Origin of the sequence: Burkholderia lata (genome assembly GCF_902499335.1) — a bacterium.
Lineage (GTDB): Bacteria > Pseudomonadota > Gammaproteobacteria > Burkholderiales > Burkholderiaceae > Burkholderia > Burkholderia lata_B.
Genome location: NZ_CABVQK010000021.1, coordinates 54,563 through 79,757, shown reverse-complemented (window position 1 = coordinate 79,757; position 25,195 = coordinate 54,563). Strand labels below are relative to the sequence as shown.

General features: G+C 68.9%; 24 protein-coding genes. 17 read left to right on the top strand and 7 right to left on the bottom strand.

Translation table 11 applies throughout. The annotated features are described in order from the left end of the window. Positions 1 to 5: 5 nt before the first annotated feature. The 4 genes from hemF to upp form a co-directional block, all read right to left on the bottom strand. Positions 6 to 929: an oxygen-dependent coproporphyrinogen oxidase gene (gene hemF / locus BCO18175_RS37270; RefSeq protein ID WP_174971710.1), complete on the bottom strand. Its 924-nt coding sequence runs from the start codon at positions 927 to 929 to the stop codon at positions 6 to 8. Between the two features lie 118 nt (positions 930 to 1,047). Beyond that, positions 1,048 to 2,325, bottom strand: a complete 1,278-nt coding sequence (gene purD, locus BCO18175_RS37265) for a phosphoribosylamine--glycine ligase (RefSeq protein WP_174988570.1) — start codon at positions 2,323 to 2,325, stop codon at positions 1,048 to 1,050. A gap of 104 nt (positions 2,326 to 2,429) precedes the next feature. Next, complete coding sequence (locus BCO18175_RS37260; protein WP_174915847.1) at positions 2,430 to 3,158, bottom strand: YebC/PmpR family DNA-binding transcriptional regulator; 729 nt, start codon at positions 3,156 to 3,158, stop codon at positions 2,430 to 2,432. Positions 3,159 to 3,375: 217 nt separating this feature from the next. Further along, on the bottom strand, positions 3,376 to 4,026 hold the full coding sequence (upp, locus tag BCO18175_RS37255; protein ID WP_043188934.1) for a uracil phosphoribosyltransferase: 651 nt from the start codon (positions 4,024 to 4,026) through the stop codon (positions 3,376 to 3,378). Between the two features lie 228 nt (positions 4,027 to 4,254). On the opposite strand from upp, the gene BCO18175_RS37250 reads away from it, so the two are divergent. After that, complete coding sequence (locus BCO18175_RS37250; RefSeq protein ID WP_174988568.1) at positions 4,255 to 5,034, top strand: SDR family oxidoreductase; 780 nt, start codon at positions 4,255 to 4,257, stop codon at positions 5,032 to 5,034. Between the two features lie 48 nt (positions 5,035 to 5,082). Further along, a complete protein-coding gene (locus BCO18175_RS37245) occupies positions 5,083 to 5,475 on the top strand; it encodes a methylglyoxal synthase (protein WP_011352738.1) in 393 nt (130 codons plus the stop codon). 94 nt (positions 5,476 to 5,569) lie between these two features. On the opposite strand, the gene BCO18175_RS37240 is transcribed toward BCO18175_RS37245, so the two are convergent. Continuing rightward, positions 5,570 to 5,977, bottom strand: coding sequence for a hypothetical protein (locus tag BCO18175_RS37240; RefSeq protein WP_174988566.1), 408 nt, complete (start codon positions 5,975 to 5,977; stop codon positions 5,570 to 5,572). 267 nt (positions 5,978 to 6,244) lie between these two features. Between BCO18175_RS37240 and BCO18175_RS37235 the strand changes: the two genes are divergently transcribed. From BCO18175_RS37235 to BCO18175_RS37170, 15 genes are all read left to right on the top strand, one after another. Continuing rightward, complete coding sequence (locus BCO18175_RS37235; protein WP_174971698.1) at positions 6,245 to 7,219, top strand: quinone oxidoreductase family protein; 975 nt, start codon at positions 6,245 to 6,247, stop codon at positions 7,217 to 7,219. A 192-nt stretch (positions 7,220 to 7,411) separates the two neighbouring features. After that, complete coding sequence (locus BCO18175_RS40920) at positions 7,412 to 7,534, top strand: hypothetical protein (protein ID WP_258403958.1); 123 nt, start codon at positions 7,412 to 7,414, stop codon at positions 7,532 to 7,534. Continuing rightward, the gene (kdpF, locus tag BCO18175_RS37230; RefSeq protein ID WP_006752209.1) at positions 7,531 to 7,623 is read left to right on the top strand and encodes a K(+)-transporting ATPase subunit F; all 93 of its coding nucleotides are present in this window, start codon (positions 7,531 to 7,533) and stop codon (positions 7,621 to 7,623) included. Before BCO18175_RS40920 ends, kdpF begins: the two co-directional genes overlap by 4 nt. Then, positions 7,620 to 9,425: a potassium-transporting ATPase subunit KdpA gene (gene kdpA / locus BCO18175_RS37225; RefSeq protein ID WP_174988564.1), complete on the top strand. Its 1,806-nt coding sequence runs from the start codon at positions 7,620 to 7,622 to the stop codon at positions 9,423 to 9,425. Before kdpF ends, kdpA begins: the two co-directional genes overlap by 4 nt. 54 nt (positions 9,426 to 9,479) lie before the next feature. After that, positions 9,480 to 11,564, top strand: coding sequence for a potassium-transporting ATPase subunit KdpB (gene kdpB, locus BCO18175_RS37220; RefSeq protein WP_174988562.1), 2,085 nt, complete (start codon positions 9,480 to 9,482; stop codon positions 11,562 to 11,564). Between the two features lie 25 nt (positions 11,565 to 11,589). Next, positions 11,590 to 12,171 (top strand): potassium-transporting ATPase subunit KdpC, encoded by a 582-nt coding sequence (kdpC, locus tag BCO18175_RS37215; RefSeq protein ID WP_174988560.1) that lies wholly within the window; start codon positions 11,590 to 11,592, stop codon positions 12,169 to 12,171. Between the two features lie 162 nt (positions 12,172 to 12,333). Then, a complete protein-coding gene (locus BCO18175_RS37210) occupies positions 12,334 to 15,177 on the top strand; it encodes a DUF4118 domain-containing protein (protein ID WP_174988558.1) in 2,844 nt (947 codons plus the stop codon). Next, complete coding sequence (kdpE, locus tag BCO18175_RS37205) at positions 15,170 to 15,868, top strand: two-component system response regulator KdpE (RefSeq protein WP_174915856.1); 699 nt, start codon at positions 15,170 to 15,172, stop codon at positions 15,866 to 15,868. Before BCO18175_RS37210 ends, kdpE begins: the two co-directional genes overlap by 8 nt. Positions 15,869 to 16,026: 158 nt before the next feature. Continuing rightward, positions 16,027 to 16,311, top strand: coding sequence for a putative hemolysin (locus tag BCO18175_RS37200; protein WP_174988556.1), 285 nt, complete (start codon positions 16,027 to 16,029; stop codon positions 16,309 to 16,311). Positions 16,312 to 16,456: 145 nt separating this feature from the next. Further along, a complete protein-coding gene (sugE, locus tag BCO18175_RS37195) occupies positions 16,457 to 16,777 on the top strand; it encodes a quaternary ammonium compound efflux SMR transporter SugE (protein ID WP_174915858.1) in 321 nt (106 codons plus the stop codon). Between the two features lie 211 nt (positions 16,778 to 16,988). Further along, entirely contained in the window at positions 16,989 to 17,606 is a 618-nt protein-coding gene (locus BCO18175_RS37190) for a DUF4126 domain-containing protein (protein WP_011352729.1), read from the top strand. Beyond that, positions 17,603 to 20,218: an ABC transporter permease gene (locus BCO18175_RS37185; protein WP_174988554.1), complete on the top strand. Its 2,616-nt coding sequence runs from the start codon at positions 17,603 to 17,605 to the stop codon at positions 20,216 to 20,218. Before BCO18175_RS37190 ends, BCO18175_RS37185 begins: the two co-directional genes overlap by 4 nt. A gap of 43 nt (positions 20,219 to 20,261) precedes the next feature. Continuing rightward, positions 20,262 to 20,672: a group II truncated hemoglobin gene (locus BCO18175_RS37180; RefSeq protein WP_174988552.1), complete on the top strand. Its 411-nt coding sequence runs from the start codon at positions 20,262 to 20,264 to the stop codon at positions 20,670 to 20,672. A 105-nt stretch (positions 20,673 to 20,777) separates the two neighbouring features. Continuing rightward, positions 20,778 to 21,509, top strand: coding sequence for an alanyl-tRNA editing protein (locus BCO18175_RS37175; RefSeq protein ID WP_174988550.1), 732 nt, complete (start codon positions 20,778 to 20,780; stop codon positions 21,507 to 21,509). Continuing rightward, positions 21,506 to 22,123 carry a DUF924 family protein gene (locus BCO18175_RS37170; protein ID WP_174988548.1) on the top strand — a complete coding sequence of 206 codons (618 nt, stop codon included), beginning with the start codon at positions 21,506 to 21,508 and terminating at the stop codon, positions 22,121 to 22,123. Before BCO18175_RS37175 ends, BCO18175_RS37170 begins: the two co-directional genes overlap by 4 nt. Positions 22,124 to 22,303: 180 nt before the next feature. On the opposite strand, the gene BCO18175_RS37165 is transcribed toward BCO18175_RS37170, so the two are convergent. After that, positions 22,304 to 24,196, bottom strand: a complete 1,893-nt coding sequence (locus BCO18175_RS37165) for an ArnT family glycosyltransferase (protein WP_174988546.1) — start codon at positions 24,194 to 24,196, stop codon at positions 22,304 to 22,306. 229 nt (positions 24,197 to 24,425) lie between these two features. Next, entirely contained in the window at positions 24,426 to 25,187 is a 762-nt protein-coding gene (locus BCO18175_RS37160; RefSeq protein WP_174915865.1) for an SDR family oxidoreductase, read from the bottom strand. Positions 25,188 to 25,195 lie beyond the last annotated feature (8 nt).

The window sequence follows — 25,195 nt, the reverse complement described above, 5'->3', positions numbered from 1 at the left end:
GCGGGTCAGACCCAGTCGCGCGGCACGATGAAGTCGCTGTACAGGCGCGCTTCCGGCGAACCCGGCTCGGGCTGCCAGTTATAGCGCCAGTTCGCGACCGGCGGCATCGACATCAGGATCGACTCGGTCCGGCCGCCGCTTTGCAGGCCGAACAGCGTGCCGCGGTCGAACACGAGGTTGAATTCGACGTAGCGGCCGCGGCGGTACGCCTGGAAATCGCGCTCGCGCTCGCCGTACGGCAGCTCGGCGCGACGCTCGACGATCGGCAGGTAGGCCTGCAGGAACGCGTCGCCGACGCTTTGCATCATGTCAAACGAGCGTTCGAAACCGGGCTCCGAGAAATCGTCGAAGAAGATCCCGCCGATGCCGCGCATTTCGTTGCGGTGCTTCAGGAAGAAATACTCGTCGCACCATTTCTTGAAGCGCGGGTAGAGCTCGACGCCGAACGGGTCGAGCGCATCCTTGCAGGTCTGGTGGAAATGCCGTGCGTCGTCCTCGAAACCGTAAACCGGTGTCAGATCCATGCCGCCGCCGAACCAGAACACGGGCTCCTCGCCCGGTTTCGTCGCGATCAGCATCCGCACGTTCATGTGGACGGTCGGGCAATACGGATTGCGCGGGTGCAGCACCAGCGACACGCCGAGCGCCTCGAAGCCGCGGCCCGCGAGCTGCGGGCGTGCCGCGCTCGCCGACGGCGGCAGCGCATCGCCCGCGACGTCGGAAAAACCGATCCCCGCGCGTTCGAACACGCGACCGCCTTCGAGAATCCGCGTGCAGCCGCCGCCGCGCAGGCGTTCGGCCGGCCCGCGCTGCCATGCGTCGGTCGCGAGCGGCGTGCCGTCGAGCGCGCCGAGCGCGTCGGCGATGCGTGTCTGCAGGCTCTGGAGGTACGTGCGCACGCGCGCTACGTCGTAGGTCGAATCGGTCATGTCTGGACTGGCTGCCCCCGCTCGAAGCGGGGGCCGTAAAAAAGGCCTCTGCCGGGCATTCTATCGAACCCCGGCAGAGGGGCCGCCACCGCGCGAGGGCGGGGCGGCGATTGCGACGTCACGCGCTCTTGCGGTTGAGCGCGCGGAAGCCGATGTCGCGGCGGTACTGCATGCCTTCGAAATTGATCTGGTTGATCGTCTCGTACGCATGCTGCTGCGCTTCGCGCACCGAATCGGCGAGGCCGACCACGCACAGCACGCGGCCGCCGGACGTCGTCAGCTTGTCGCCGTCGAGCGTCGTGCCTGCATGGAACGTGACTGCCTGTTCGGTCTCGGCCGGGATCCCGTTGATGCGGTCGCCCTTGCGCGGTGCGTCCGGATAACCGTGCGCGGCCAGCACGACGCCAAGCGCGGTGCGGCGGTCCCAGTCGAGCTCGACCGTGTCGAGCGTGCCCGCGATCGCCTGCTCGACGATCTTCGAGAAATCGCTCTTCAGGCGCGCCATGATCGGCTGCGTTTCCGGGTCGCCCATCCGGCAGTTGAACTCGAGCGTGCGCGGATTGCCTTCCTTGTCGATCATCAGGCCCGCATACAGGAAGCCAGTGAAGCGGATGCCGTCCTTCTCCATCCCGCGCACGGTCGGCATGATGATCTCGCGCATCACGCGTGCGTGCATCTGCGGCGTGACGATCGGCGCGGGCGAATACGCACCCATGCCGCCGGTGTTCGGGCCGCGGTCTTCGTCGAGCAGGCGCTTGTGGTCCTGGCTGGAAGCCAGCGCCAGCGCGTGCTTGCCGTCGACCATCACGATGAAGCTCGCTTCCTCGCCATCGAGGAATTCCTCGATCACGACGCGCGCGCCTGCATCGCCGAGCTTGTTGCCCGACAGCATCATGTCGACGGCTTCGTGTGCTTCTTCCAGCGTCATCGCAACGACGACGCCCTTGCCGGCCGCGAGGCCGTCGGCCTTCACGACGATCGGCGCACCCTTCGCGTCGATGTACGCGTGCGCGGCGGCCACGTCGGAGAACGTTTCGTACTCGGCGGTCGGGATGCCGTGGCGCTTCATGAACGCCTTCGCGAAATCCTTCGAGCTCTCGAGCTGCGCGGCTTCGCGGGTCGGGCCGAAGACCTTCAGGCCGCGTGCGCGGAACAGGTTGACGATGCCGGCCGCGAGCGGCGCTTCCGGCCCGACGAGCGTGAACGCGACGCCTTCGCGTTCCGCGAAATCGGCGAGTTCGTCGAGCGCCGTGATGTCGACGTTCTTCAGGCGCTCGTCCTGCGCCGTGCCGCCATTGCCGGGCGCGACGTAGACCATCTGGACGCGCGGCGACTGCGCGAGCTTCCACGCCAGCGCATGTTCGCGGCCGCCGGAACCGACGACGAGTAGTTTCATGGGATTCCCCGCAGACTAGAAAACAGGGCGGCCGGCACGCTCAGGCGCGCCGGCCGCGGATTCGGTCGGGCCGCCGCCGCGACAGGAGCACGGCGGCCGGCACATCATTCCTCGACGATGACGGCGTTCGTATACACGTCCTGCACGTCGTCGAGGTTCTCGAGCGCGTCCAGGAGCTTCTGCATCTTCGCCGCGTCGTCGCCGGCGAACTCGACTTCGTTCTGCGGCTTCATCGTCACTTCGGCGAGTTCGGCCTTGAAGCCGCCGGCTTCGAGCGCGTCCTTCACCGCCGAGAATGCCTGCCAGTCGCACAGCACCTCGATCGAACCGTCGTCGTTCGTGTTCACGTCGTTCGCGCCGGCTTCGAGCGCGGCTTCCATCAGCGCGTCTTCCGACGTGCCCGGTGCGAACAGGAACTGGCCGACGTGATCGAACATGAACGCGACCGAGCCGTCGGTGCCCATGTTGCCGCCGAACTTGGAGAACGCATGGCGGACTTCCGCGACCGTGCGGGTGCGGTTGTCGGTCAGCGTGTCGACGATGATCGCCGCGCCGCTGATGCCGTAGCCTTCGTAACGGATCTCTTCGTAGTTCGCGCCATCCGCGCCGCCAACGCCGCGATCGATCGCGCGCTTGACGTTGTCCTTCGGCATGTTCGCGTCGGCCGCCTTGTCGACCGCGAGACGCAGGCGCGGGTTCGAGCTGACGTCGCCGCCGCCGAGGCGCGCCGCGACCTGGATTTCCTTGATCAGGCGGGTCCAGATCTTGCCGCGCTTCGCGTCGGCCGCTGCCTTCTTATGCTTGATGTTGGCCCATTTCGAATGACCAGCCATACCTTTCTCCGTGCCCGGGCGCGCAGCGCGGGCGATTGTTTCAATGTGTCGTTGAATCGGCGGCCGTTTCGGCGGGCATGAAGCCGCGGGGCCGCGCGTGTCGAGTGGATCGAGATTTTATCACGCGGCGACCGCCGGATCGGGGCCGCCGCGCATGGCCGAACGGCCAGGCAGGCCGCCGCGAGCCGGGCCGCGCGCCGCGCGGCCGTGCCGGTGCTCAGTTTTTGGTGCCGAACAGGCGGTCGCCCGCGTCGCCGAGGCCCGGCACGATGTACGCGTGCTCGTTCAGGTGGGAATCGAGCGACGCGACGAACAGCTTCACGTCCGGGTGCGCGTCCTGGAACACCTGCACGCCTTCGGGTGCCGCGACCAGCGCGACGAACATGATGTTCGCGGCCGGCACGTTGCGGCGCTTCAGCACGTCGACCGCGTGCACGGCCGAGTAGCCGGTCGCGACCATCGGGTCGCACAGGATGAAGATGCGGTCTTCCAGGTCCGGCAGGCGCACCAGGTATTCGACCGGGCGGTGGTCCTCGGCGCGGTACACGCCGATGTGGCCGACGCGCGCGGACGGAACCAGGTCGAGCAGGCCGTCCGACATCCCGATGCCTGCGCGCAGCACCGGCACGATCGCCAGTTTCTTGCCCGCGATCACCGGCGCGTCGACCTCGACGAGCGGGGTTTCGACCCGCTTGGTCGTGATCGGCAGGTTGCGGGTGATCTCGTAACCCATCAGCAGCGTGATTTCGCGCAGCAGCTCGCGGAACGTGCGCGTGGACGTGTCCTTGTCGCGCATGTGCGTGAGCTTGTGCTGGATCAGCGGATGATCGGTGATGAAGAGATTCGGGAAACGGCTGTCCTGTTTCATGACGGGGGCGCCTTGGCGGCAAAAGAGGATCGGGGGCGGTGGCGGGCGCAAGCCGGCCGTGCGCTTATGTCCGCAATTTTACCAAGGCGCGCCGCATGATCCGGATAATATCGACGTCTCACGACAATCCGCGCGCCCGCGCCCGCCCGTTCGCCGCCTGGCCCGCCCGTGGTCCATGCGCCGGCGCGACGGGCCGAGCCGGCGCGCGTCGCTACCAAGGAATCGACGATGGATCTCGGCATCGCAGGAAAGACCGCGCTCGTGTGCGCGGCCAGCAAGGGGCTCGGTCGCGGCTGCGCGGAAGCGCTGGCCGCCGAGGGCGTGAACCTCGTGATCGTCGCGCGCACGCGCGACACGCTGGAGGAAACCGCGGAGGAGATCCGCGCCGGCGCGAACGTGTCGGTGACCGCGGTCGCCTGCGACATTACGACGCCCGACGGGCGCGCGGCTGCGCTCGCCGCGTGCCCGCAGCCGGACATTCTCGTGACGAATGCCGGTGGCCCGCCGCCCGGCGACTTCCGCGATTTCTCGCACGACGACTGGATCCGCGCGCTCGAATCGAACATGCTGACGCCGATCGAGCTGATCCGCGCGACCCTCGACGGGATGATCGCGCGCGGCTTCGGCCGGATCGTCAACATCACGAGCTCGGCCGTGAAGGCGCCGATCGACGTGCTCGCGCTGTCGAACGGCGCGCGCTCGGGGCTGACCGGCTTCGTCGCGGGGCTGTCGCGCAAGGTCGCGGGGCAGGGCGTGACGATCAACAACCTGCTGCCGGGCCTGTTCGATACCGACCGGATCGCCACCACGCTTGCCGCGTCGGCGAAGGCGCAGGGCGTGAGCGTCGACGAGATGCGCGCGCGGCGCACGAAGGACATCCCGGCCGGCCGTCTCGGCACACGTGCGGAATTCGGCGCGGCGTGCGCGTTCCTGTGCAGCGTGCATGCCGGCTACATCACCGGGCAGAACTGGCTGCTCGACGGCGGCTCGTATCCGGGCACGTTCTGACGCGCGCACCGCTTTTCACGACAACAACCTGAAACGAAGGATCTGGAGATGAGCAAACCCCGCATCGCATTGATTGCGCACGACGCGAAGAAGGACGAGATCGTCGCGCTCGCGGGCGAATTCCGCGCGACGCTCGCGCAATGCCGGCTGGTGGCGACCGGCACGACGGGCGGCCGCATCGCGGACGCGCACGGGCTCGAGGTCGAGCGCAAGCTGTCGGGGCCGCTCGGCGGCGACCTGCAGATCGGTGCGGAACTGGCCGACGGCCGCATCGACATCGTCGTGTTCCTGCGCGACCCGATGACCGCGCAGCCGCACGACCCCGACATCACCGCGCTCGTGCGGGCGTGCGACGTGCACGACGTGCCGGTCGCGACCAACGTCGCAACCGCTCGGATGCTGCTCGACGATCTGGCGCGCAACATGCAGGACGTTTGCTAGGTACCGGCCTCGCCGCCCGCTGCTCGAACGATCGCGACGGTGCGGCCGTCGGCGGCCGTTCGTGCGCTTTCAGGGTTGAATCGCCGCGGGCGGATCAGTTGGCCGTCTGGATCAGCAGGGTGGCTTGCCCGGTATTGTCGGAGCAGGCGTCGTCGGTGACGAAGCCCCACAGGGTGAGGACGCTCGCGACGGGGGGGACGTCGACGATGATCGGCTGCTTCGTCACCGACACGCCCCATCGCGAAGTGCCCATGCCGCCCACCACATGCACGCTGTCGATCAGGCAACCGCTTCCGCCCGTGCAGCTCATGGCGTTCGTCGACAGCGACATTACGTAGCGGCCGGGGGCGAGCTGAAAGGCTGCCGAACTGCCGTATGACGGGCCTGGCGTGATCGCGTTTTGAAGGCAGTTCTGCTTCGCGTCGATCATGACCGAAGTGGCGGCTTGTGCGGTGTAGGAGAACAGGGCAAGCAGGACGGATGCAACGACGGGAATGCGCATGACTCGGATCCTCGGTTTGATTGTGATTGAAATTGGACGGCACATTTGCACATCGGCGTGATTGGCCGATCTCTTTCTTTACGGCATACACGAGCCTGTCTTTATGCTTTCAGGCGGATTTGTCGGGCGGGCCTGTTTGATGGATCGCAGCTAGCCGCCTCGCCGCCTTCCCGATGCGAGCAAGGAATTCGCCAACGCGCGACAATCATGCGTTCCGTCGTCAGACGGCCGACTCTCCCTTGAACATCCCATCCAGGAGTACGACGCATGCCGAAAGCAATCCGATACGACCAGCCGGGCGGCCCCGACGTGATGAAGTGGGTCGATGTCGAGGTCGGCGAACCGAAAGCCGGAGAGGTGCGCGTGAAGCAGCACGCGGTCGGCCTCAACTACATCGACGTCTATTTCCGCACCGGCCTTTACCCGCAACCGCTGCCCGGTGGCCTCGGGATGGAGGCGGCGGGCGAGGTGACGGCCGTCGGCGAAGGCGTGACCACGCTCAAGGCGGGCGACCGCGTCGCGTACGTCGGGCAGCCGCCGGGCGCGTACGCGCAGGAGCGCGTGATGCCGGCCGAGCGGCTCGTGAAGCTGCCGGACGGCATCAGCTACGACGACGCGGCGTCGGTGATGCTGCAGGGCCTGACCGCGCACTACCTGCTGCGCCGCACGTATCCGGTGAAAGCCGGCGACACGATCCTGATCCACGCGGCGGCCGGCGGTGTCGGCCTGCTCGTGTGCCAGTGGGCGAAGGCGCTCGGCGCGACCGTGATCGGGACGGTCGGCTCCGACGAGAAGGCCGCGCTCGCGAAGGCGCACGGCTGTGACCATCCGATCGTCTACACGCGCGAGAACTTCACGCAGCGCGTGAAGGAGATCACGAACGGCGCGGGCGTGCCGGTCGTCTATGACTCGATCGGCAAGGACACCTACATCGGCTCGCTCGACAGCCTCGCGCCGCTCGGGCTGTTCGTCAGCTTCGGCAACGCGTCGGGCCCGCTGCCGCCGATCGACTCGAAGGAATTCTCGTCGCGCGGCTCGCTGTTCTTTACGCGGCCCACGCTGTTCTCGTACATCGCGAAGCGCGCCGATCTCGAATCCGCTGCCGCCGAGCTGTTCGACGTGCTGCTGTCCGGCAAGGTGAAGACGAGCATCAACCAGCGCTATCCGCTCGCGGAAGTCGGCCGCGCGCATGAAGATCTCGAAGCGCGCAAGACCACCGGCTCGACGATCCTCGTTCCCTGACCTGCCTCCTCGTGCCGGCGCCATGCCGGCACGCGCTGTTCCGGGCGGCGCCACGGCGCCGTCCGTCCTGCCTCCCGGTTCCTGCCGTCCTCCCCTGAATTCCGCGTTTACACGTTTTTTATACGCGCCCCGATACCTTTGACCCGTCCTTTACGTGCGTTCCCATAAGGTTCTAGTCGTCTGATTTCGACGATGGAGAACAGAAAAATGGATGGGGTTTTTATCGGCGTGCTGGTGCTCTTCACCGCGCTGATCCTCGGTTTGGTTGCCGGTTGCGACAAGCTGGTGCAATACGGTCGCGGGGGGCGAGCATGACCTGGATGCTTTGGCTGGCGGGCGCCTCGACGGCCCTGCTGTTCGCGTATCTCGTCTTTGCGCTGCTGCGCGCGGAGGACATCGAATGAACGCGAACAATCTCTTTCAGACGGCGCTCTTCGTCGTCGTGCTGCTGGCAGCGGCCGTTCCGGTCGCGCGCTACCTGTCCGCGGTGATGGACGGCAGCTCGCGTGTCGTGCGCGTGTTCGGGCCGCTCGAACGCGCGCTGTACCGCATCGCCGGCGTCGATGCCGGCAGCGAGATGAACTGGAAGCAGTACGCAATCGCGACGATCGCGTTCAACGCGCTCGGCGCGCTGTTCCTCTACGGCCTGCTGCGCCTGCAGGGCTTCCTGCCCGGCAACCCGCAGCAGTTCGGCGCGATGACGGTCGACGGTGCGTTCAACACGGCCGTCAGCTTCGTCACCAACACGAACTGGCAGGACTACACGCCCGAGCAGACCGTCAGCTACCTGACGCAGATGCTCGGCCTGACCGTGCAGAACTTCCTGTCGGCGGCAACCGGCATCGTCGTCGTGATCGCGCTGATCCGCGGCTTCGCGCGTCACACCGCGCAGACGATCGGCAACTTCTGGGTCGACCTCACGCGCGTGACGATGTATGTGCTCGTGCCGATGTCGATGATCGTCGCCGCGCTGCTGATGAGCCAGGGCGTGATCCAGAACATGAAGTCGTATCAGGACGTGCCGGTGCTGCAGGCGAGCACCTATGCCGCGCCGAAGCTCGACGCGCAGGGCAATCCGGTGAAGGACGACAAGGGCAACGCGGTCACGGTGCCGACCCCGCTCACGAAGCAGACGCTCGCGATGGGCCCGGTTGCGTCGCAGGAAGCGATCAAGATGCTCGGCACCAACGGCGGCGGCTTCTTCAACGCGAACTCCGCGCACCCGTACGAGAACCCGACGCCGTTCGCGAACTTCCTGCAGATCTTCTCGATCCTGATCATCCCGGCCGCGCTGGCGCTCGTGTTCGGCCGCATGATCGGCGACCGCCGGCAGGGTATCGCCGTGCTCGCGGCGATGACGGTTGCATTCGTGCTCGCGATCGGCGCCGAGGTGAGCGCCGAGCAGGGCGGCAACCCGACGCTCGCCGCGCTGCACGTCGACCAGTCGACGAACGCGCTGCAGCCGGGCGGCAACATGGAAGGCAAGGAAACGCGCTTCGGCATCGCGCAGACCGGCATCTTCACGGTCGCGACGACGGCCGCGTCGTGCGGCGCCGTCGACACGATGCACGATTCGCTGACGCCGCTCGGCGGCCTCGTGCCGATGCTGCTGATGCAACTCGGCGAGGTGATCTACGGCGGGGTCGGCTCGGGTCTCTACGGGATGCTCGTGTTCGCGCTGCTCGCGGTGTTCGTCGCCGGCCTGATGATCGGCCGCACGCCGGAATACGTCGGCAAGAAGATCGAGGCGTACGAGATGAAGATGGTGTCGATCGTCGTGCTGCTCACGCCGCTGCTGGTGCTGGTCGGCACGTCGATCGCCGTGCTTGCCGATGCGGGCAAGGCCGGCATCGCGAACCCGGGGCCGCACGGCTTCTCGGAAATCCTGTACGCGTTCAGCTCGGCCGCCAACAACAACGGCAGCGCGTTCGCGGGCCTGACGGTCGGCACGCCGTTCTACAACTGGATGACCGCGATCGCGATGTGGTTCGGCCGCTTCGGCACGATCGTGCCGGTGCTGGCGATCGCCGGCTCGCTGGCCGCGAAGAAGCGCATCGCGGTGACGAGCGGCACGCTGCCGACGCACGGTCCGCTGTTCGTCGTGCTGCTGCTCGGCACCGTGCTGCTGGTGGGCGCGCTGACCTACGTGCCGGCGCTTGCGCTCGGTCCGGGCGTCGAGCACCTGATGATGTGGCTGGGCGCGTAATGCGCGCCCGCATCGCGACACCTTGAAAAGACTCAAGAGATTGAAGAGATCGCAATGACTCAACATTCCGCAACACGGTCCATGTTCGACCCGGCGCTGCTGCGCCCGGCGATCGTGGACTCGTTCAAGAAACTCACGCCGCGCACGCAGTTCCGCAATCCGGTGATGTTCTGCGTGTACGTCGGCAGCATCCTGACCACGATCCTGTGGATCGCGGCGCTCGCCGGCCAGGCCGAGGCGCCCGCGGGCTTCATCCTCGCGATCGCGCTGTGGCTGTGGTTCACCGTGCTGTTCGCGAACTTCGCCGAAGCGCTCGCGGAAGGGCGCTCGAAGGCGCAGGCCGCGTCGCTGCGCAGCGCGAAGAAAGATGTGGTGGCGAAGAAGCTCAACGAGCCGCATCCGAAGTCGCCGATCCGCATCACGACCGCGACCGAGCTGCGCAAGGGCGACGTCGTGCTGGTCGAGGCCGGCGACGTGATCCCGGCCGACGGCGAGGTGGTCGATGGCGTCGCATCGGTCGACGAATCGGCGATCACCGGCGAATCCGCGCCGGTGATCCGCGAATCGGGCGGCGACTTCTCGTCGGTGACGGGCGGCACGCGCGTGCTGTCGGACTGGATCGTCGTCAAGGTCACCGCGAACCCGGGCGAGGCGTTCCTCGACCGGATGATCGCGATGGTCGAAGGCGCGAAGCGCAAGAAGACGCCGAACGAGATCGCGCTGACGATCCTGCTCGTCGCGCTGACGATCGTGATGCTGCTCGCGACCGCGACGCTGCTGCCGTTCTCGATGTTCTCGGTAGAAGCGATGAAGGCCGGCCACGTGGTGACGATCACCGCGCTCGTCGCGCTGCTCGTGTGCCTGATCCCGACGACGATCGGCGGCCTCCTGTCCGCGATCGGCGTGGCCGGGATGAGCCGGATGATGCAGGCGAACGTGATCGCGACGTCGGGCCGCGCGGTGGAAGCGGCCGGCGACGTCGACGTGCTGCTGCTCGACAAGACCGGCACGATCACGCTCGGCAACCGCCAGGCATCGACGTTCGTGCCGGCGCCGGGCGTGACCGAGGAAGCGCTGGCCGATGCCGCGCAACTGTCGTCGCTCGCCGACGAAACGCCGGAGGGCCGCAGCATCGTCGTGCTCGCGAAGGAGCGCTTCAACATTCGCCAGCGCGACATGGGGCAGCTGCACGCGACGTTCATCGGCTTCTCCGCGCAGACGCGGATGAGCGGCGTCGATCTGCCCGGCCGCGAGATCCGCAAGGGCGCGGCCGATGCGATCCGCAACTACGTCGAGTCGCACGGCAGCCGCTTCCCGGAAGAAGTGCGCCGCGCGGTCGATGAAGTCGCGCGCCGCGGCAGCACGCCGCTCGTCGTGGCCGACCTGCATGACGGCGCGGCTCGCGTGCTCGGCGTGATCGAGCTGAAGGACATCGTGAAGGGCGGCATCAAGGAGCGCTTCGCGGAGCTGCGCAAGATGGGGATCAAGACGGTGATGGTGACGGGCGACAACCGGCTGACGGCTGCGGCGATCGCGGCGGAAGCGGGCGTCGACGATTTCCTCGCGGAAGCGACGCCGGAAACCAAGCTCGCGACGATCCGCGAACACCAGGCCGCGGGGCGCCTCGTCGCGATGACGGGCGACGGCACCAACGACGCGCCGGCGCTCGCGCAGGCCGACGTCGCCGTGGCGATGAACACCGGTACGCAGGCCGCGAAGGAAGCCGGCAACATGGTCGACCTCGACTCGAACCCGACGAAGCTGATCGAGATCGTCGAGATCGGCAAGCAGATGCTGATGACGCGCGGTTCGCTGACCACGTTCTCGATCGCGAACGACATCGCGAAGTATTTCGCGATCATTCCGGCCGCGTTCGTGACCACTTATCCGCAGCTGCGCGTGCTCGACATCATGCACCTGACGTCGCCGGCGTCGGCGATCCTGTCGGCGGTGATCTTCAACGCACTGATCATCGTCGCGCTGATTCCGCTCGCGCTGAAGGGCGTCACGTACCGGCCGCTCGGCGCCGCGTCGCTCCTGCGCCGCAACCTGCTGGTGTACGGCCTCGGCGGCGTGCTGCTGCCGTTCCCGTTCATCAAGCTGATCGACATGACGCTCGCTGCACTCGGCTGGGCCTGAGCCGGCCGCATTTGAAGGAAACATCATGAAAACGTTGATTCGTCCGCTCGTCGTGATCTTTGTCGTGCTGACCGCGGTGACGGGGCTCGCGTACCCGGCCGTGATGACCGTGTTCGGTCAGGCCGTGTTCCCGTCGCAGGCGAACGGCAGCCTGATCGAGAAGGACGGCACGCCGGTCGGCTCCGCGCTGATCGGCCAGCAGTTCGATGCGCCGAAGTATTTCTGGGGCCGGCTGTCGGCCACGTCGCCGATGCCCTACAACGCGTCCGGCTCCGGCGGCTCGAACCTCGGCCCGCTGAACCCGTCGCTTGCCGACCAGGTGAAGGGGCGCATCGCCGCGCTGCGCGACGCGGGCACCGACATGTCGAAGCCCGTGCCGGTCGACCTCGTGACGGCGTCGGCGAGCGGCCTCGATCCGGAGATCACGCCGGCCGCCGCTGCGTACCAGGTCGAGCGCGTCGCGAAGGCGCGCAACCTGGCGCCCGACGCGGTCGCGCAGCTCGTCGCCGCGAACACGACGGGCCGCCAGTTCGGCGTGCTCGGCGAACCGCGCGTGAACGTGCTGAAGCTGAACCTCGCGCTCGACGCGGCACCGGCTGCGCACTGACCGCGCGTCCGGGCTTCCGGCGGCAACCGGCGTCCGGCGCGGCTCGATCCGCGCCGGACGCACCTTTTCCCGACGGCGCATGCGCCGTCTTTGCCTTTTGCGGCGATTTGGAACAACAATGCTCGTACTCGCGCGCATCCGGGCGCTCCGCCTTTCTGACGCATGAATCGTCCCGACCCAGACCAACTCCTCGACAAGCTGCAGCGTGACGAAGAAAAGCAGCGGCGCGGCCAGCTCAAGATCTTCTTCGGCGCATCGGCCGGTGTCGGCAAGACCTACGCGATGCTGCAGGCCGCGCGCCAGCGCCTGCAGGAAGGCGTCGACGTCGTCGTCGGCATCGTCGAGACCCACGGGCGCAGCGAAACCGCCGCGCTGCTCGACGGCCTCGACGTGCTGCCGCTGGCGCGCATCGACTATCGCGGCCGCACGCTCGCCGAGTTCGATCTCGATGGCGCGCTCGCGCGCCAGCCGCAACTGATCCTCGTCGACGAACTCGCACACTCGAACGTGCAGGGCGCACGGCACCTGAAGCGCTGGCAGGATGTGTACGAACTGCTCGATGCGGGTATCGACGTCTACACGACCGTCAACGTCCAGCACCTCGAAAGCCTGAACGACGTGGTCGGCGCGATCACCGGCATCCGCGTGTGGGAGACGGTGCCCGACCGCGTGTTCGACGCGGCCGACGAAGTCACGCTCGTCGACCTGCCGGCCGAGGAACTGCTCGAGCGGATGCGCGACGGCAAGGTCTATCTCGCGCAGCAGGCCGAGCGCGCGGTGCGCAACTTCTTCCGCAAGGGCAACCTGATCGCGCTGCGCGAGCTGGCGCTGCGGCGTACGGCCGATCGCGTCGACGCGCAGATGCGCGAGTACCGTGCCGACCGCTCGATCCAGCGCATCTGGCAGGCGCGCGAGCGGCTGCTCGTGTGCGTCGGGCCGGGCCCCGAGGCGCCGACGCTCGTGCGCGCGGCCGCGCGGCTCGCCGCGAGCCTGAAGGCCGACTGGATCGCCGTCTACGTGGAAACACCGCGCCTGCAGCGGCTGCCCGATGCGCGGCGGCAGCGCACGCTCGACGCGCTGAAGCTCGCGGCCGAGCTCGGCGCGGAGACGGCCACGCTTGCCGGCGGCGACGCGGTTGCCGCGCTGATCGGCTATGCGAAGGTGCGCAACGTGTCGAAGATCGTTGCGGGCGGCTCGCCGAAGGCCGGGCTCGTGCGCCGCCTCGCGCGGCCGTTCGGCGAACAGCTTGCCGAACGCGCGGGCGACGTCGACCTGATGCTGATCCGCGCGTCCGCGAGCGACGAGGCGCGCGCTGCGCCGCTCGACGCGCGTGCACGCGACTGGCGCGATGCGTTCGCGCAGTTCGGCACGCACCGTTCGCCGCCGCGGCACTACGTGTACGCGGCCGCGATCTGCGCGGCGATCACGGTCGTCGCGAGCCTCGTGTCCGAGCGCCTCGACCTCACGAACCTCGTGATGCTGTACCTGCTCGGCGTCGTGTTCTCGGCCGTGCGTCTCGGGCGCGGCCCGGGCGTGCTGCAGTCGTTCCTGTCGGTGGCCGCGTTCGATTACTTCTTCGTGCCGCCGCGCATGTCGTTCTCGGTCAGCGACACGCAATACCTGCTGACCTTCTTCGGGATGCTGCTGACGTCGCTCGTGATCAGCCACCTGACGTCGACGCTGACGCGCCAGGCGAGCGTCGCGCAGCGCCGCGAGCGCCGCACCGGCGCGATCTACGCGATGGCGCGCGAGCTGGGCGCGGCGCTGACTACCGAGCAGATCGTCGAGATCGGCAGCCGCCACGTGGGCGAGGTGTTCCGCGCGCGTGTCGCGTTCCTGCTGCCCGACAGCGCGGACAAGGTGCGGCAGAAGATCGAGGAGCCCGATGCGGCCGTCACGCTGACGGGTGCCGATCTCGACAGCGACGTCGGCCAGTGGGTGTACGACCAGCAGAAGCCGGCCGGCCGCGGCACCGATACGTTGCCCGCGACGGCCGCGCTGTACCTGCCGCTGAAGGCGCCGATGCGCACGCGCGGCGTGCTCGCGGTTGCGTCGCGCGAGCCGCGCGAACTCGAGGTGCCGGAGCAACAGCGGATGCTCGACGCGTTCGCCGCGCAGATCGCGCTCGCGCTCGAACGCGTGCACTACGTCGAGATCGCGCGCGACGCACTCGTCAACATGGAGTCCGAGCGGTTGCGCAACTCGCTGCTGTCGGCGATCTCGCACGACCTGCGCACGCCGCTCACGACGATCGTCGGCTTCTCGTCGATGCTCGCGAACGGGCGCGCGGCCGCGCAGGGCGGCGACGCCGCGGCGGCCGAACGCTTCGCGCAGCGCGAGGGCGAACTCGTCGACGCGATTCACGACGAGGCGCTGCGGATGACGGGCATCGTCACGAACCTGCTCGACATGGCGCGGCTGCAGGCCGGCAGCCTGCAGTTGAAGCGCCAGTGGTCGCTGCTCGAGGAAACCGTCGGCGCCGCACTCGCCGCATGCAAGCGCGTGCTTGCGCGCCATCCCGCGCGCGTCGTGCTGCCGGCCGACCTGCCGCTGTTGCAGATGGACGCGGTGCTGATGGAGCGCCTGTTCACCAACCTGTTCGAGAACGCGGCGAAGTACACGCCGCCCGACACGCCGGTCGAGATCGGCGCGGAACGCATGACCGACGACGGCCTGCCGTTCGTGCGCGTGCACGTCGACGATTACGGCCCGGGCCTGCCGGCCGGGATGGAAACGCGGATCTTCGACAAATTCACGCGCGGCGAGAAGGAATCGGCGACGCCGGGCATCGGCCTCGGCCTCGCGATCTGCCGCGCGATCGTCGAGGCGCACGGCGGTAAAATTGGCGCGCTCAACCGCACCGCGCCCGACGGCCACGTGACGGGCGCGCGCTTCTGGTTCACGCTGCCCGTCGAGACGCCACCGGCCGTACCTGCCGTATCCGACGACGAACCCGATGTGCCGGGTGCATCGTCCCCATCCGAATCATTGCCAGACCATGAGTGAACCCAGCCTGACCGTCGTCCTGATCGAGGACGAAAAGCAGATCCGCCGTTTCGTGCGCGCCGCGCTCGAGGAGGAGGACATCGCGGTGTTCGAGGCCGAGACGGGCAAGCAGGGGCTGATCGACGCGGCGACGCGCAAGCCCGATCTCGTGATCGTCGACCTCGGCCTGCCCGACACCGACGGCCTCGACGTGATCCGCGAGCTGCGCGGCTGGTCCGAGGTGCCGGTGATCGTGCTGTCCGCGCGCACGCAGGAAGAAGAGAAGGTCGCGGCGCTCGACGCGGGTGCCGACGACTACCTGACCAAGCCGTTCGGCGTGTCCGAACTGCGTGCGCGGATCCGCGCGCAACTGCGGCGGCGCAACCAGGGCGGCGCGAACGAGTCGCCGAAGGTGACCTTCGGCACCGTGACCGTCGATCTCGCGATGCGCCAGGTGTGGCGCGACAACGAGATCGTGCACCTGACGCCGCTCGAGTACCGGCTGCTCGCGACGCTCGTGCGGCATGCGGGGCGCGTGCTCACGCACCGGCAGCTGCTGCGCGACGTGTGGGGGCCGTCGCACGTCGAAAGCCACCACTACCTGCGCATCTACATGGCGCACCTGCGCCAGAAGCTCGAGCGCGACCCGGCGCAGCCCGAGTACATCGTCACCGAGACGGGCGTCGGCTACCGGCTCGTCGGTGCGGCATGAGGGGCCCGGCCGGGCCGCAGCGGCGCACGTGCGCGTGACGTTGCGCACCGGCAGGGTTGCGTCGGCGCGACAGTCTCGCGGCCGACGCGCGCGTTGCACACCCGGCGCTCATTCCCCGTTATCCTGACCGTTCCGCGAACGAAAACGAGGAGCGTGCAATGTCCGTCCGTCTGGTCGTCATCTGTGCGCTGGCGCTTGCTGCGTCTGGCGCGTTCGCCCAACCGCTGCCGCCCGGGCAGCAACCGTCGTCGTCCCAGCAGGCGATGGCCAATCCCGCGTCGGTCAATTGCGGCAAGCTCGGCGGCCGCCACACGATCCGCAACCTGGCGAGCGGGCAGGTCGGCATGTGCGTGTTCAAGGACGGCCGCGTGTGCGAGGAGTGGGCGCTGTACCGCGACGACCGCTGCGTCGGCGGCGTCACGCCGAAGCGCGTATCGAACTGACCGGGCCCGGCCGATCGCGCCCCCGACCGGCCGCCGGCCACGCGCCGCGTCCGTAAGCATCTTGTTATACTCGGCGCCGCCCGGGGACGACCCCGGGTCATTCGCTTCAACGGGGACGGCCCCATCCGATACGGAGTACGTCGAGATGGCGTGGGTATTGTTGTTCATAGCCGGTTTGCTGGAAGTGGCCTGGGCGGCCGGCATGAAATCGTCGGACGGCTTCACGAAGCTCGGTCCGTCGGTGTTTACGATCGTGACGGCGCTGGCCAGCTTCGGGCTGCTCGCGGTCGCGATGCGCCAGTTGCCGCTCGGCACCGCGTACGCGGTGTGGACGGGCATCGGCGCGGTCGGTGCGTTCGTGTTCGGCATCGTGATGATGGGCGAGGCGCTGACCGCCGCGCGCGTCGCGAGCGCTGCGCTGATCGTCGCGGGGCTGATCGGCCTCAAGCTGTCGTCGGCTGCCTGAATACGGCTTCCGGGTGCTCACGCGCCCGGGTGCCGCACTGCGGAATTGCGCCGGCCACCCGTGTAGCCTGTCTATAATGGAACGCATTCGGGCCTGAATTCCGTCGTGCTTCTCGCGGCACGCGGTGCCGGCCGCCACGCGCCGCGCGGCCATTCTGTCCGACCCGATCCGATCAATCGGCAAAGCGCACGGAAAGTGCAAGGAGAGGGCCATGATCGAAGCCATTTCGCTCGGCGCGGGGCTCGCGTGGGCGAGCGGCCTGCGCCTGTACCTGACGGTGCTGATCGCCGGCGTGCTGGCGCGGTTCGGCTGGCTCCACCTGCCCGACACGTTGGCCGTGCTGATGTCGCCGTGGGTCATCGGTGCCGCGGCCGTGCTCACCGTCACCGAATTCCTTGCCGACAAGATCCCCGCGTTCGACTCGCTGTGGGATGCCGTGCACACCTTCATCCGCATCCCGGCCGGTGCCGTGCTCGCAGCCGGCGCGCTCGGCCATGCCGATCCGACCGTGCTCGCGGTCGCGGGGCTCGCCGGCGGCTCGCTCGCCGGTGCCGCGCACGTGGCGAAGGCCGGCACGCGCGCGATGATCAACCTGTCTCCCGAACCGATTTCGAACTGGATCGCATCATCGACCGAGGACGGCCTCGTGGTCGGCGGGCTCGTGCTCGCGTTCTTCGTTCCGCTCGCGTTCCTCGTGCTGCTCGCCGCGTTCATCGCGGCGTCGGCATGGGCGCTCCCGCGCCTGTGGCGCGGCGTCTCGGGCGGCTTTCGCGGCATGGCGAACCACATGGTGTCGCGGCTGAACTCGATCGGGGGGAAGCGCGATTGAAGGGGCGGCAACACGCGGCGCAGCCGCCGGCCGGGCAACCCGGCCATGAGGTGCACGCGCATGCTGGCCGCTTCGGCCTGCGCGACCTGATCCGCCAGGCCGCACGCATGACTGCGCGCGACTGGCGCGCAGGCGAACTGACGCTGCTCGTCCTCGCACTGGTGCTCGCGGTCGCGGCGCTGACAAGTGTCGGCTTCCTCGCCGACCGGCTGCGCCAGGGGCTCGAGCGCGACGCGCGCCAGATGCTCGGCGCCGATTTCGTCGTGCGGGCCGATCGCCCCGTCGATCCGTCGTTCGACCGGCAGGCACGCGCATTCGGCCTGCGTACCGCGACGACCGCGATCTTTCCGAGCATGATCGCGTCCGCCACGGGCGGGCAGGCGAGCGACGCGGCACCATCGCGCCTCGCGGCCGTGAAGGCCGTGTCTCCCGGATATCCGTTGCGCGGTGCGGTCGAGATCCTGCCGGCCGGCGCTGCCACCGCGCAGAAGGCGGCCGCGATTCCCGAGCCCGGCACCGTGTGGGCCGATCCGGCGCTGCTCGATGCGCTGCACCTGAAGGCGGGCGATACGGTGCGCGTCGGGCTGCGCACGTTCAAGGTCGCCGCATCGATCTCCCGCGAACTCGATCGCGGGTTTTCCTTCGTCAATTTTTCGCCGCGGCTGATGATGCGCGCGGACGAGCTCGCCGCGACGGGGCTCACGGGCTACGGCAGCCGCGTCACGTATCGGCTGCTGGTCGCCGGCGACCAGCAGGACGTCGCGCGCTTCGAAACCTATGCGCACGCGCGCGTCGATGGCGGGAAACTGCGCGGCGTCGGTCTCGAGTCGTTGCAGGAAGGCCAGCCGCAAGTGCGGCAGACGCTGGATCGCGCTCGCCACTTCCTGACGCTCGTCGCACTGCTCACCGCGCTGCTCGCCGCGGTCGCGATCGCGATGGCTGCGCAGCGCTACATGCGGCGGCACCTCGACGGCTGCGCGACGATGCGCTGCCTCGGCGTGAGCCGCCGCACGCTCGGCGCGCTGTTCGCGCTCGAATTCGCCGGCATCGGGATCGTGTCCGGCGCCGCAGGCGCGGTGCTCGGCTACGGCGGCCACTGGGCGTTGCTGGCCGCGCTCGGCGGCCTGATCGACGTGGTGCTGCCGCCCCCCACGTTGTGGCCGGCGCTGATCGGCGTCGGCGCCGCGCTCGTGCTGCTGCTCGGCTTTGCGCTGCCGCCGCTCGTGCCGCTCACGCGCGTGCCGCCGGTGCGCGTGCTGCGGCGCGAGTGGGGCGACGCGTCGCGCACCGCGTGGGTCGCGTATGCGATCGGCGTCGTGCTGTTCGCGGGGCTGCTGATCGTGGCCGCCGGCAACCTGAAGCTCGGGCTGATCGTCGCGGGCGGTTTCGCCGGCGCGCTGGTCGGTTTCGCGCTGATCGCGCGGCTCGTGCTGTTCGCCGCTGCGCGCGCGGTGCGCAACGCGCGCGTGGCCGCGGGCGTCGGCTGGCGCTACGCGCTCGCGTCGCTGCACCGGCGCGGCACGGCCAGTGCGCTGCAGATCACCGCACTCGCGCTCGGCCTGATGTGCCTGCTGCTGATCGCGATCACGCGCAACGACCTCGTCGCGGGCTGGCGGCAGTCGACGCCGCCCGATGCGCCGAACCAGTTCCTGATCGACATCCAGCCCGACCAGCGCGCCGACGTCGCGGCCTACCTGACCGCGCACGGCGTGCGCGACGCGGTGCCCGCGCCGATGGTGCGCGGCCGCCTCGTCGCGATCAACGGCAAACCGGTGAATCCGGACGCGTACCCGTCCGACGAGGCGCGCCGGCTCGTCGACCGCGAGTTCAACCTGTCATATACGACCGAGCTGCCGTCCGACAACCGGATCGTCGAAGGCGACTGGTTCGGTAACGCCGCCACGCCACAGATTTCGATCGAGGCCGGCCTCGCGAAGACGCTGAACGTGAAGCCGGGCGACGTGCTGCGCTTCGACGTGACGGGGCTGACGGTCGACGCGCCGATCACGAGCGTGCGCAAGCTCGACTGGGGCTCGTTCCGCGTCAATTTCTTCGTGCTGATGCCGCCGCCGGTGCTGAAGGATTTCCCGGCCGTGTACCTGACGAGCTTCCATTTGCCTGCGTCGGACGCCGCGCTGCTCGATCCGCTGATTGCGCGCTACCCGAACCTGACCGCGATCGACGTCGCGCCGATCCTCGCGCAGTTGCAGCGGATGATGCTGCAGGTGGTCGGTGCGGTGCAGTTCCTGTTCGCGTTCACACTCGCGGCCGGTGTGCTCGTGCTGTACACGGCGCTTGCCGGCACGCGCGACGAGCGCGTGCGCGAGGCCGCGCTGCTGCGTGCGCTCGGCGCGTCGCGCGCGCAGGTCAATGCGGTGCAGCGCGCGGAGTTCGTCGTGGTCGGCGCGCTGGCCGGTGCGCTGGCGTCGGCGGGCGCGATCGCGGTCGGCTGGGTCCTCGCGTCGCGCGTGTTCGACTTCCAGCTCGCCGTCGATCCCTGGCTCGTGCCGGCCGGCATCGCGGCGGGTGTCGTGTGCGCCGGTGCAGCCGGCTGGCTGAGCCTGCATAATGTGTTGCGGCGCCCCGCGCTGCAGTCGCTGCGCGACGCATGAGCGTCGCCGGCGGCCCCGAAGATCCCGTTTTCCGACTATCCGTATGACCGATATGAATGATGATGCGCCGTCGCAGCCGACGGCGTTCGAGCTCGTGGGCGGCGAAGCCCGCGTGCGCGAAATGGTGGACCGCTTTTACGACCTGATGGACCTCGAGCCCGAGTTCGCGCAGATTCGCGCGGTTCATCCGGCGTCGCTCGACGGTTCGCGCGACAAGCTGTTCTGGTTCCTGTGCGGGTGGCTCGGCGGCCCCGACCACTACATCAGCCGGTTCGGCCATCCGCGGCTGCGCGCACGGCACCTGCCGTTCCCGATCGCGTCGGTCGAGCGCGACCAGTGGCTGCGCTGCATGGCGTGGGCGATGGACGACATCGGCCTGCCCGAGCCGCTGCGCGAGCGGCTCATGCATTCGTTCTACGACACGGCCGACTGGATGCGCAACCGGCCCGGTTGATCGACCGGTACGCCGCCGCCTGCGCACGGGACGATCTGCGTCTGGGCGCGCGCACCGCACGGCGCGACACTGGCCGCTTCCCCCAATCGATACGAGGCTCGCCCGATGACGACACAAGCGCTGTTTCGCGAAGACGCGTACCTCACGCAATGCGACGCGGTCGTCCTGGCCGTCGGCGACGACGGCATCCGGCTCGACCGCACCGTGTTCTATCCGCTCGGCGGCGGCCAGGCCGGCGACACCGGCACGCTGACGCTGCCCGACGGCAGCACGATCGCGATTGCCGATACGCGCAAGGCCAGGTTCGACGGCGCGACGCCCGACGATGCCGTGCACGTGCCCGCACCGGGGCAGGAGGCGCGCGTCGCGGCGCTCGCAGCCGGCACGCGCGTGGTCGCGGAGATCGACTGGCTGCGCCGCTACCGCCACATGCGCCTGCATACGGCCGCGCACCTGATGTGCGCGGTGCTGCCGTACGCGGTCGACGGCTGCAGCGTGACGGCCGACTACGTGCGCCTCGATTTCGCGACGTCCGACGCGATCGACCGCGACGATGTCGAGCAACGCCTCGCCGGCCTGGTGGTCGGCGCGCACCCGGTCTCGACCGAATGGATCACCGACGACGAGATGGCCGCGCGGCCGGACCTCGTGCGCACGATGAGCGTGAAGCCGCCGATGGGCCTCGGCCGCGTGCGGCTGCTGCGCATCGAGCAGGTCGACCTGCAGCCGTGCGGCGGCACGCATGTGCGCAACACGGCCGAAATCGGCGAGCTGCGGGTCGCGAAACTGGAAAAGAAGAGCGCGCGCACCCGGCGCCTCGTACTGGAGTTTGCATGACGATTGACACCACCCACGCGAGCGCGGCGGCGCTCGATCCGCAAGCGCGGGAGATTCTGGATTTCTGGTTCGGCGAGCCGGGCTCGGCCGAATTCGGGCAGGACCGCAAGGTCTGGTTCAACGGCGGCGCGGCGTTCGACGACGTACTGCGCACGCGTTACGGCGCATTGCTCGACGCCGCGTGCGACGGCGCATGCGATCACTGGGCGGGCTCGCCGTCGGGGGCGCTTGCGTTGATCGTCGTGCTCGACCAGTTCTCGCGCAACATCCATCGCGGCACGCCGCGCGCGTTTGCCGCCGATCCGAAGGCGCTTGCGCTCGCGCGCCGCGTCGTCGCGGCCGGCTGGGACGTGCAGTTGCCGAGCGGGCATCACCGCGCGTTTGCGTATTTGCCATTCGAGCACGATGAGTCGGTCGAGAGCCAGCGCGAGGCCGTGCGCCTGTGCGCGGGCATTCGCGACGAGGCGGGGTGCGAGAGCTATCACCGCTTCGCGTTGCTGCATGCGGCCGTCGTCGAGCGCTTCGGCCGCTTTCCGCACCGGAACGCGATTCTGGGTCGTACGTCGAGCGACGAGGAGACGGCGTTTCTTCGCGAGCCTGGTTCGTCGTTCTGAAGATCCGGGCCGTGGCGTGACGCGGGAAGGGGCGGGCCTGCAGCATCGCGGGCACCGTGTCAGCCGGGAGCGCCGTACGGCGGCGCGGATGGCCCGGTGGCGGTTCGCTGCTCAGGCGATGGAACTCATTGCTCCACGCCAGGCACGCGGGCAGGCACGACGGTGCGTCGTGCCCCCAAATTACTGCAGGTGCTGTTCGGGCGTGCGCACGTACACGCGCAGCAGTTCTTCGTTGTCGCCCGGGCGCGCACCCGTCCAGAACAGTTTCCATTCGCTGCCGGGCGCCGGATCGACGGCCCGTACGCCCTGGACGATCATCCAGGTGCAGCGCGTCGTCTTCGCGTCGGCGATCGGCGTGTGCTGGATGCCGGAGAAGTAGTACAGCATCGGCGCTTCCGATTCGCCGAGCCCGTGCAGGCTCGCCATGCAGTCGCCGTCGTTCCATTCGAGCGCGAGATGCGCATTCAGGTCGTCGAACACCGAGCGGTAGCTCTTCGCGACGTCGAGCCACGGCAGCAGCAGCGTGTAAATGAGCCCCCATGCGACGAGTGCGCCGGCGCCCCACGACAGTGCACCGCGCCAGAGGCCCGTCGTGCGCAGCTTCGGCAGCAGCGTCAGCCAGCCGACCGTCAGCGCGAGCGCACCGATCACGAGCGCCGGTTCGATCGGCATCGTCCAGTCGAGCGGCAGCCAGCGGCCGAGCGGCGCGAGATCCGCGCGCGACGCGGCCGGATCGGCCATCACTGCCCAGATTGCCCACGCGAGCGCGGCGGCCGTGCCGAACAGGATGCGGCTCAGGTAATCCCACGCGAGATGCAGCCGGCGCGGCAGGCGTTCGATGGCCTGCGCGGCGACCAGCGCGAGCGGGGCGAAGAACGGCAGGATGTAGAGCTGGCGCGACGTCGCGGACACTTGCAGCACGGCGAGCCCGATGGCCACGAACATCACGGGCAGCGCGATGCGCGGCGTGCGCCAGTCGCGCCACGCACCGCGCGCGAGCGCGACGATCGCGAGCGGCGCGACCGGGAAGCCGACGAGCAGGAACGCGCGCAGGATGAAGAACGGCTTGTCGTTTTCCGCGCCCAGTTCGGGGACGGAGAAACCGAAGAAGCGGCCGACGTTGTTATCCCAGAACCACGTCATGAACAGCGTCTCGGAGCGCAGGAACAGCGCGATCGGCCAGACGAGCGCGAATGGCGCGAACACGAGCGCGGCGACGCCGAGCGAGCGCGCGAACGAGCGGGTGCGGCAGGCCGGATAGAGCACCAGCGTGCCGACGAGCGTGGCCGCGAACACGAGCGGCACGAACAGCCCCTTCGTCATCAGCGCGATGCCGACGCCCGCGCCGAAGAGCGGCGCCGCCCAGCGGCCCGACGGTCGGACCGGCAGCCCGTGCCGCATCTGCTGCGCGCGCGCGACGTGCTGCATCACGAGTTCGATCAGCCCGCAGAAGCCGATCGCCGTACCGGCGAACAGCGCGACGTCGGTCATCATGTCGTGCATATGCTTGATGACGACGAGCGTGCCCGCGCTCAACACGACGGGACCGATCACGCGCAGGTCGAACCAGGAGTCCGCGCGGCTGGTGACGCGCGCCGCGCGCGCGATGAAGCCGAACGCAAGCGCGGTGAACAGCGCGCTCGCGAGCCGCGCCGCGTCGTGCAGCGGCATCACGCGCTGCAGCAGCCATGCGAGGCTGGTCGCGACCCATGCGTAGAGCGGCGGCTTTTCCATGAACGGCAGGCCGGCATTGGTCGGCACGACGAAGTCGCCGGTCTCGAGCATGTGCTGGATGATGCCGAACGTGTAGGTTTCGTCCTGCTTCCACGGATCGTGACCGAGTACGCCAGGCAGCGTATACGCACAGATCAGCGCGGCGACGAACAGCCACGCGCGCCAGCCGAGCAGGAGCGTGCGTTCGCGCGTCGTGCTGGTTGCGGCAGTCGAGGCGATGACAGGCGTGCCGGCAGCGTCGAGCGTTGCAGTGAGGTCGGTGTCGGCTGTCGAGCGGGTGAGCTGGGCCGGAGCGGGCACAGTCGTGCGTCGCCGGCTGGGCGCTGCGGTTCCAGGCATGGAAGGAATCTCGGGTCGAGTCGAGGCGGTCCGGCGGCATGGGCAGGACCGATTGGGGTCACATCAAGGCGTAACGGACGAGTGTTTATGACACCTGTCTGAATGCCCGCTAGTAGACCACGGAATTGTTACGGTGGTTTACCGTTCGTGTCACGGAATTGTGGAGATTTGTGGTGTCGTGACGACGGATTGTTGTGGGCGGCGGTTTTTGATGCACCGCAGTGGGGAATTACCGGCCGCCGCCGACGTCGAGCAGGGCGCCCGTCGTGTAGGACGCCGCATCGCCCAGCAGCCAGACGATCGCTTCGGCGATCTCCTGCGCTTCGCCCGCGCGGCCGAGCGGCGTCGTTGCACCGAGGCGGGCCGCACGGCCAGGCTGGCCGCCGCTCGCGTGAATTTCGGTCTCGATCAGGCCGGGGCGTACCGCGTTGACGCGCACGCCGTGCGGGCCGAGTTCCTTCGCCAGGCCGATCGTCAGCGAGTCGACCGCGCCTTTCGACCCCGCATAATCGACGTATTCATTCGGCGAGCCGAGCCGGGAGGCGATCGACGATACGTTGACGATCGCGCCGCCGCGGCCGCCGCGATCGGTGGACAGCCGGCGTGCGGCTTCGCGCGCGCACAGGTAAGCGCCGAGCACGTTGGTGTCGAACATCCGCCGCAGCCGGTCGGCCGGCATGTCGGCGAGCGGCATCGACGGCGCGACGATGCCCGCGTTGTTGACGAGCGCATCGAAGCGGCCGAAAGCGGCCGTGACGGTGTCGAACATCGCGACGACGTCGGTTTCGTTCGTGACGTCGCCCGCGACGATGCACGCACGGCCGCCCGCGTCGCGGACGGCCTGTGCGGTGAGTTCGGCCGCCGCCGCGTCGCGCGCGTAGTTGATGCCGACGTCCCAGCCGCGCTCGGCCGCGAGCACGGCGGTCGCGCGGCCGATGCCGCGGCTCGCGCCGGTGATGAGGACGGCCTTGCGGTCGGACGGTGCGGTCATCGCGTGCG

Excerpts from the sequence above, each read along its gene's own strand:
- hemF (WP_174971710.1), bottom strand. The coding sequence starts at position 929 with ATGACCGATTCGACCTACGACGTAGCGCGCGTGCGCACGTACCTCCAG.
- purD (WP_174988570.1), bottom strand. The coding sequence starts at position 2,325 with ATGAAACTACTCGTCGTCGGTTCCGGCGGCCGCGAACATGCGCTGGCG.
- BCO18175_RS37260 (WP_174915847.1), bottom strand. The coding sequence starts at position 3,158 with ATGGCTGGTCATTCGAAATGGGCCAACATCAAGCATAAGAAGGCAGCG.
- upp (WP_043188934.1), bottom strand. The coding sequence starts at position 4,026 with ATGAAACAGGACAGCCGTTTCCCGAATCTCTTCATCACCGATCATCCG.
- BCO18175_RS37250 (WP_174988568.1), top strand. The coding sequence starts at position 4,255 with ATGGATCTCGGCATCGCAGGAAAGACCGCGCTCGTGTGCGCGGCCAGC.
- BCO18175_RS37245 (WP_011352738.1), top strand. The coding sequence starts at position 5,083 with ATGAGCAAACCCCGCATCGCATTGATTGCGCACGACGCGAAGAAGGAC.
- BCO18175_RS37240 (WP_174988566.1), bottom strand. The coding sequence starts at position 5,977 with ATGCGCATTCCCGTCGTTGCATCCGTCCTGCTTGCCCTGTTCTCCTAC.
- BCO18175_RS37235 (WP_174971698.1), top strand. The coding sequence starts at position 6,245 with ATGCCGAAAGCAATCCGATACGACCAGCCGGGCGGCCCCGACGTGATG.
- BCO18175_RS40920 (WP_258403958.1), top strand. The coding sequence starts at position 7,412 with ATGGAGAACAGAAAAATGGATGGGGTTTTTATCGGCGTGCTGGTGCTC.
- kdpF (WP_006752209.1), top strand. The coding sequence starts at position 7,531 with ATGACCTGGATGCTTTGGCTGGCGGGCGCCTCGACGGCCCTGCTGTTC.
- kdpA (WP_174988564.1), top strand. The coding sequence starts at position 7,620 with ATGAACGCGAACAATCTCTTTCAGACGGCGCTCTTCGTCGTCGTGCTG.
- kdpB (WP_174988562.1), top strand. The coding sequence starts at position 9,480 with ATGACTCAACATTCCGCAACACGGTCCATGTTCGACCCGGCGCTGCTG.
- kdpC (WP_174988560.1), top strand. The coding sequence starts at position 11,590 with ATGAAAACGTTGATTCGTCCGCTCGTCGTGATCTTTGTCGTGCTGACC.
- BCO18175_RS37210 (WP_174988558.1), top strand. The coding sequence starts at position 12,334 with ATGAATCGTCCCGACCCAGACCAACTCCTCGACAAGCTGCAGCGTGAC.
- kdpE (WP_174915856.1), top strand. The coding sequence starts at position 15,170 with ATGAGTGAACCCAGCCTGACCGTCGTCCTGATCGAGGACGAAAAGCAG.
- BCO18175_RS37200 (WP_174988556.1), top strand. The coding sequence starts at position 16,027 with ATGTCCGTCCGTCTGGTCGTCATCTGTGCGCTGGCGCTTGCTGCGTCT.
- sugE (WP_174915858.1), top strand. The coding sequence starts at position 16,457 with ATGGCGTGGGTATTGTTGTTCATAGCCGGTTTGCTGGAAGTGGCCTGG.
- BCO18175_RS37190 (WP_011352729.1), top strand. The coding sequence starts at position 16,989 with ATGATCGAAGCCATTTCGCTCGGCGCGGGGCTCGCGTGGGCGAGCGGC.
- BCO18175_RS37180 (WP_174988552.1), top strand. The coding sequence starts at position 20,262 with ATGACCGATATGAATGATGATGCGCCGTCGCAGCCGACGGCGTTCGAG.
- BCO18175_RS37175 (WP_174988550.1), top strand. The coding sequence starts at position 20,778 with ATGACGACACAAGCGCTGTTTCGCGAAGACGCGTACCTCACGCAATGC.
- BCO18175_RS37170 (WP_174988548.1), top strand. The coding sequence starts at position 21,506 with ATGACGATTGACACCACCCACGCGAGCGCGGCGGCGCTCGATCCGCAA.
- BCO18175_RS37165 (WP_174988546.1), bottom strand. The coding sequence starts at position 24,196 with ATGCCTGGAACCGCAGCGCCCAGCCGGCGACGCACGACTGTGCCCGCT.
- BCO18175_RS37160 (WP_174915865.1), bottom strand. The coding sequence starts at position 25,187 with ATGACCGCACCGTCCGACCGCAAGGCCGTCCTCATCACCGGCGCGAGC.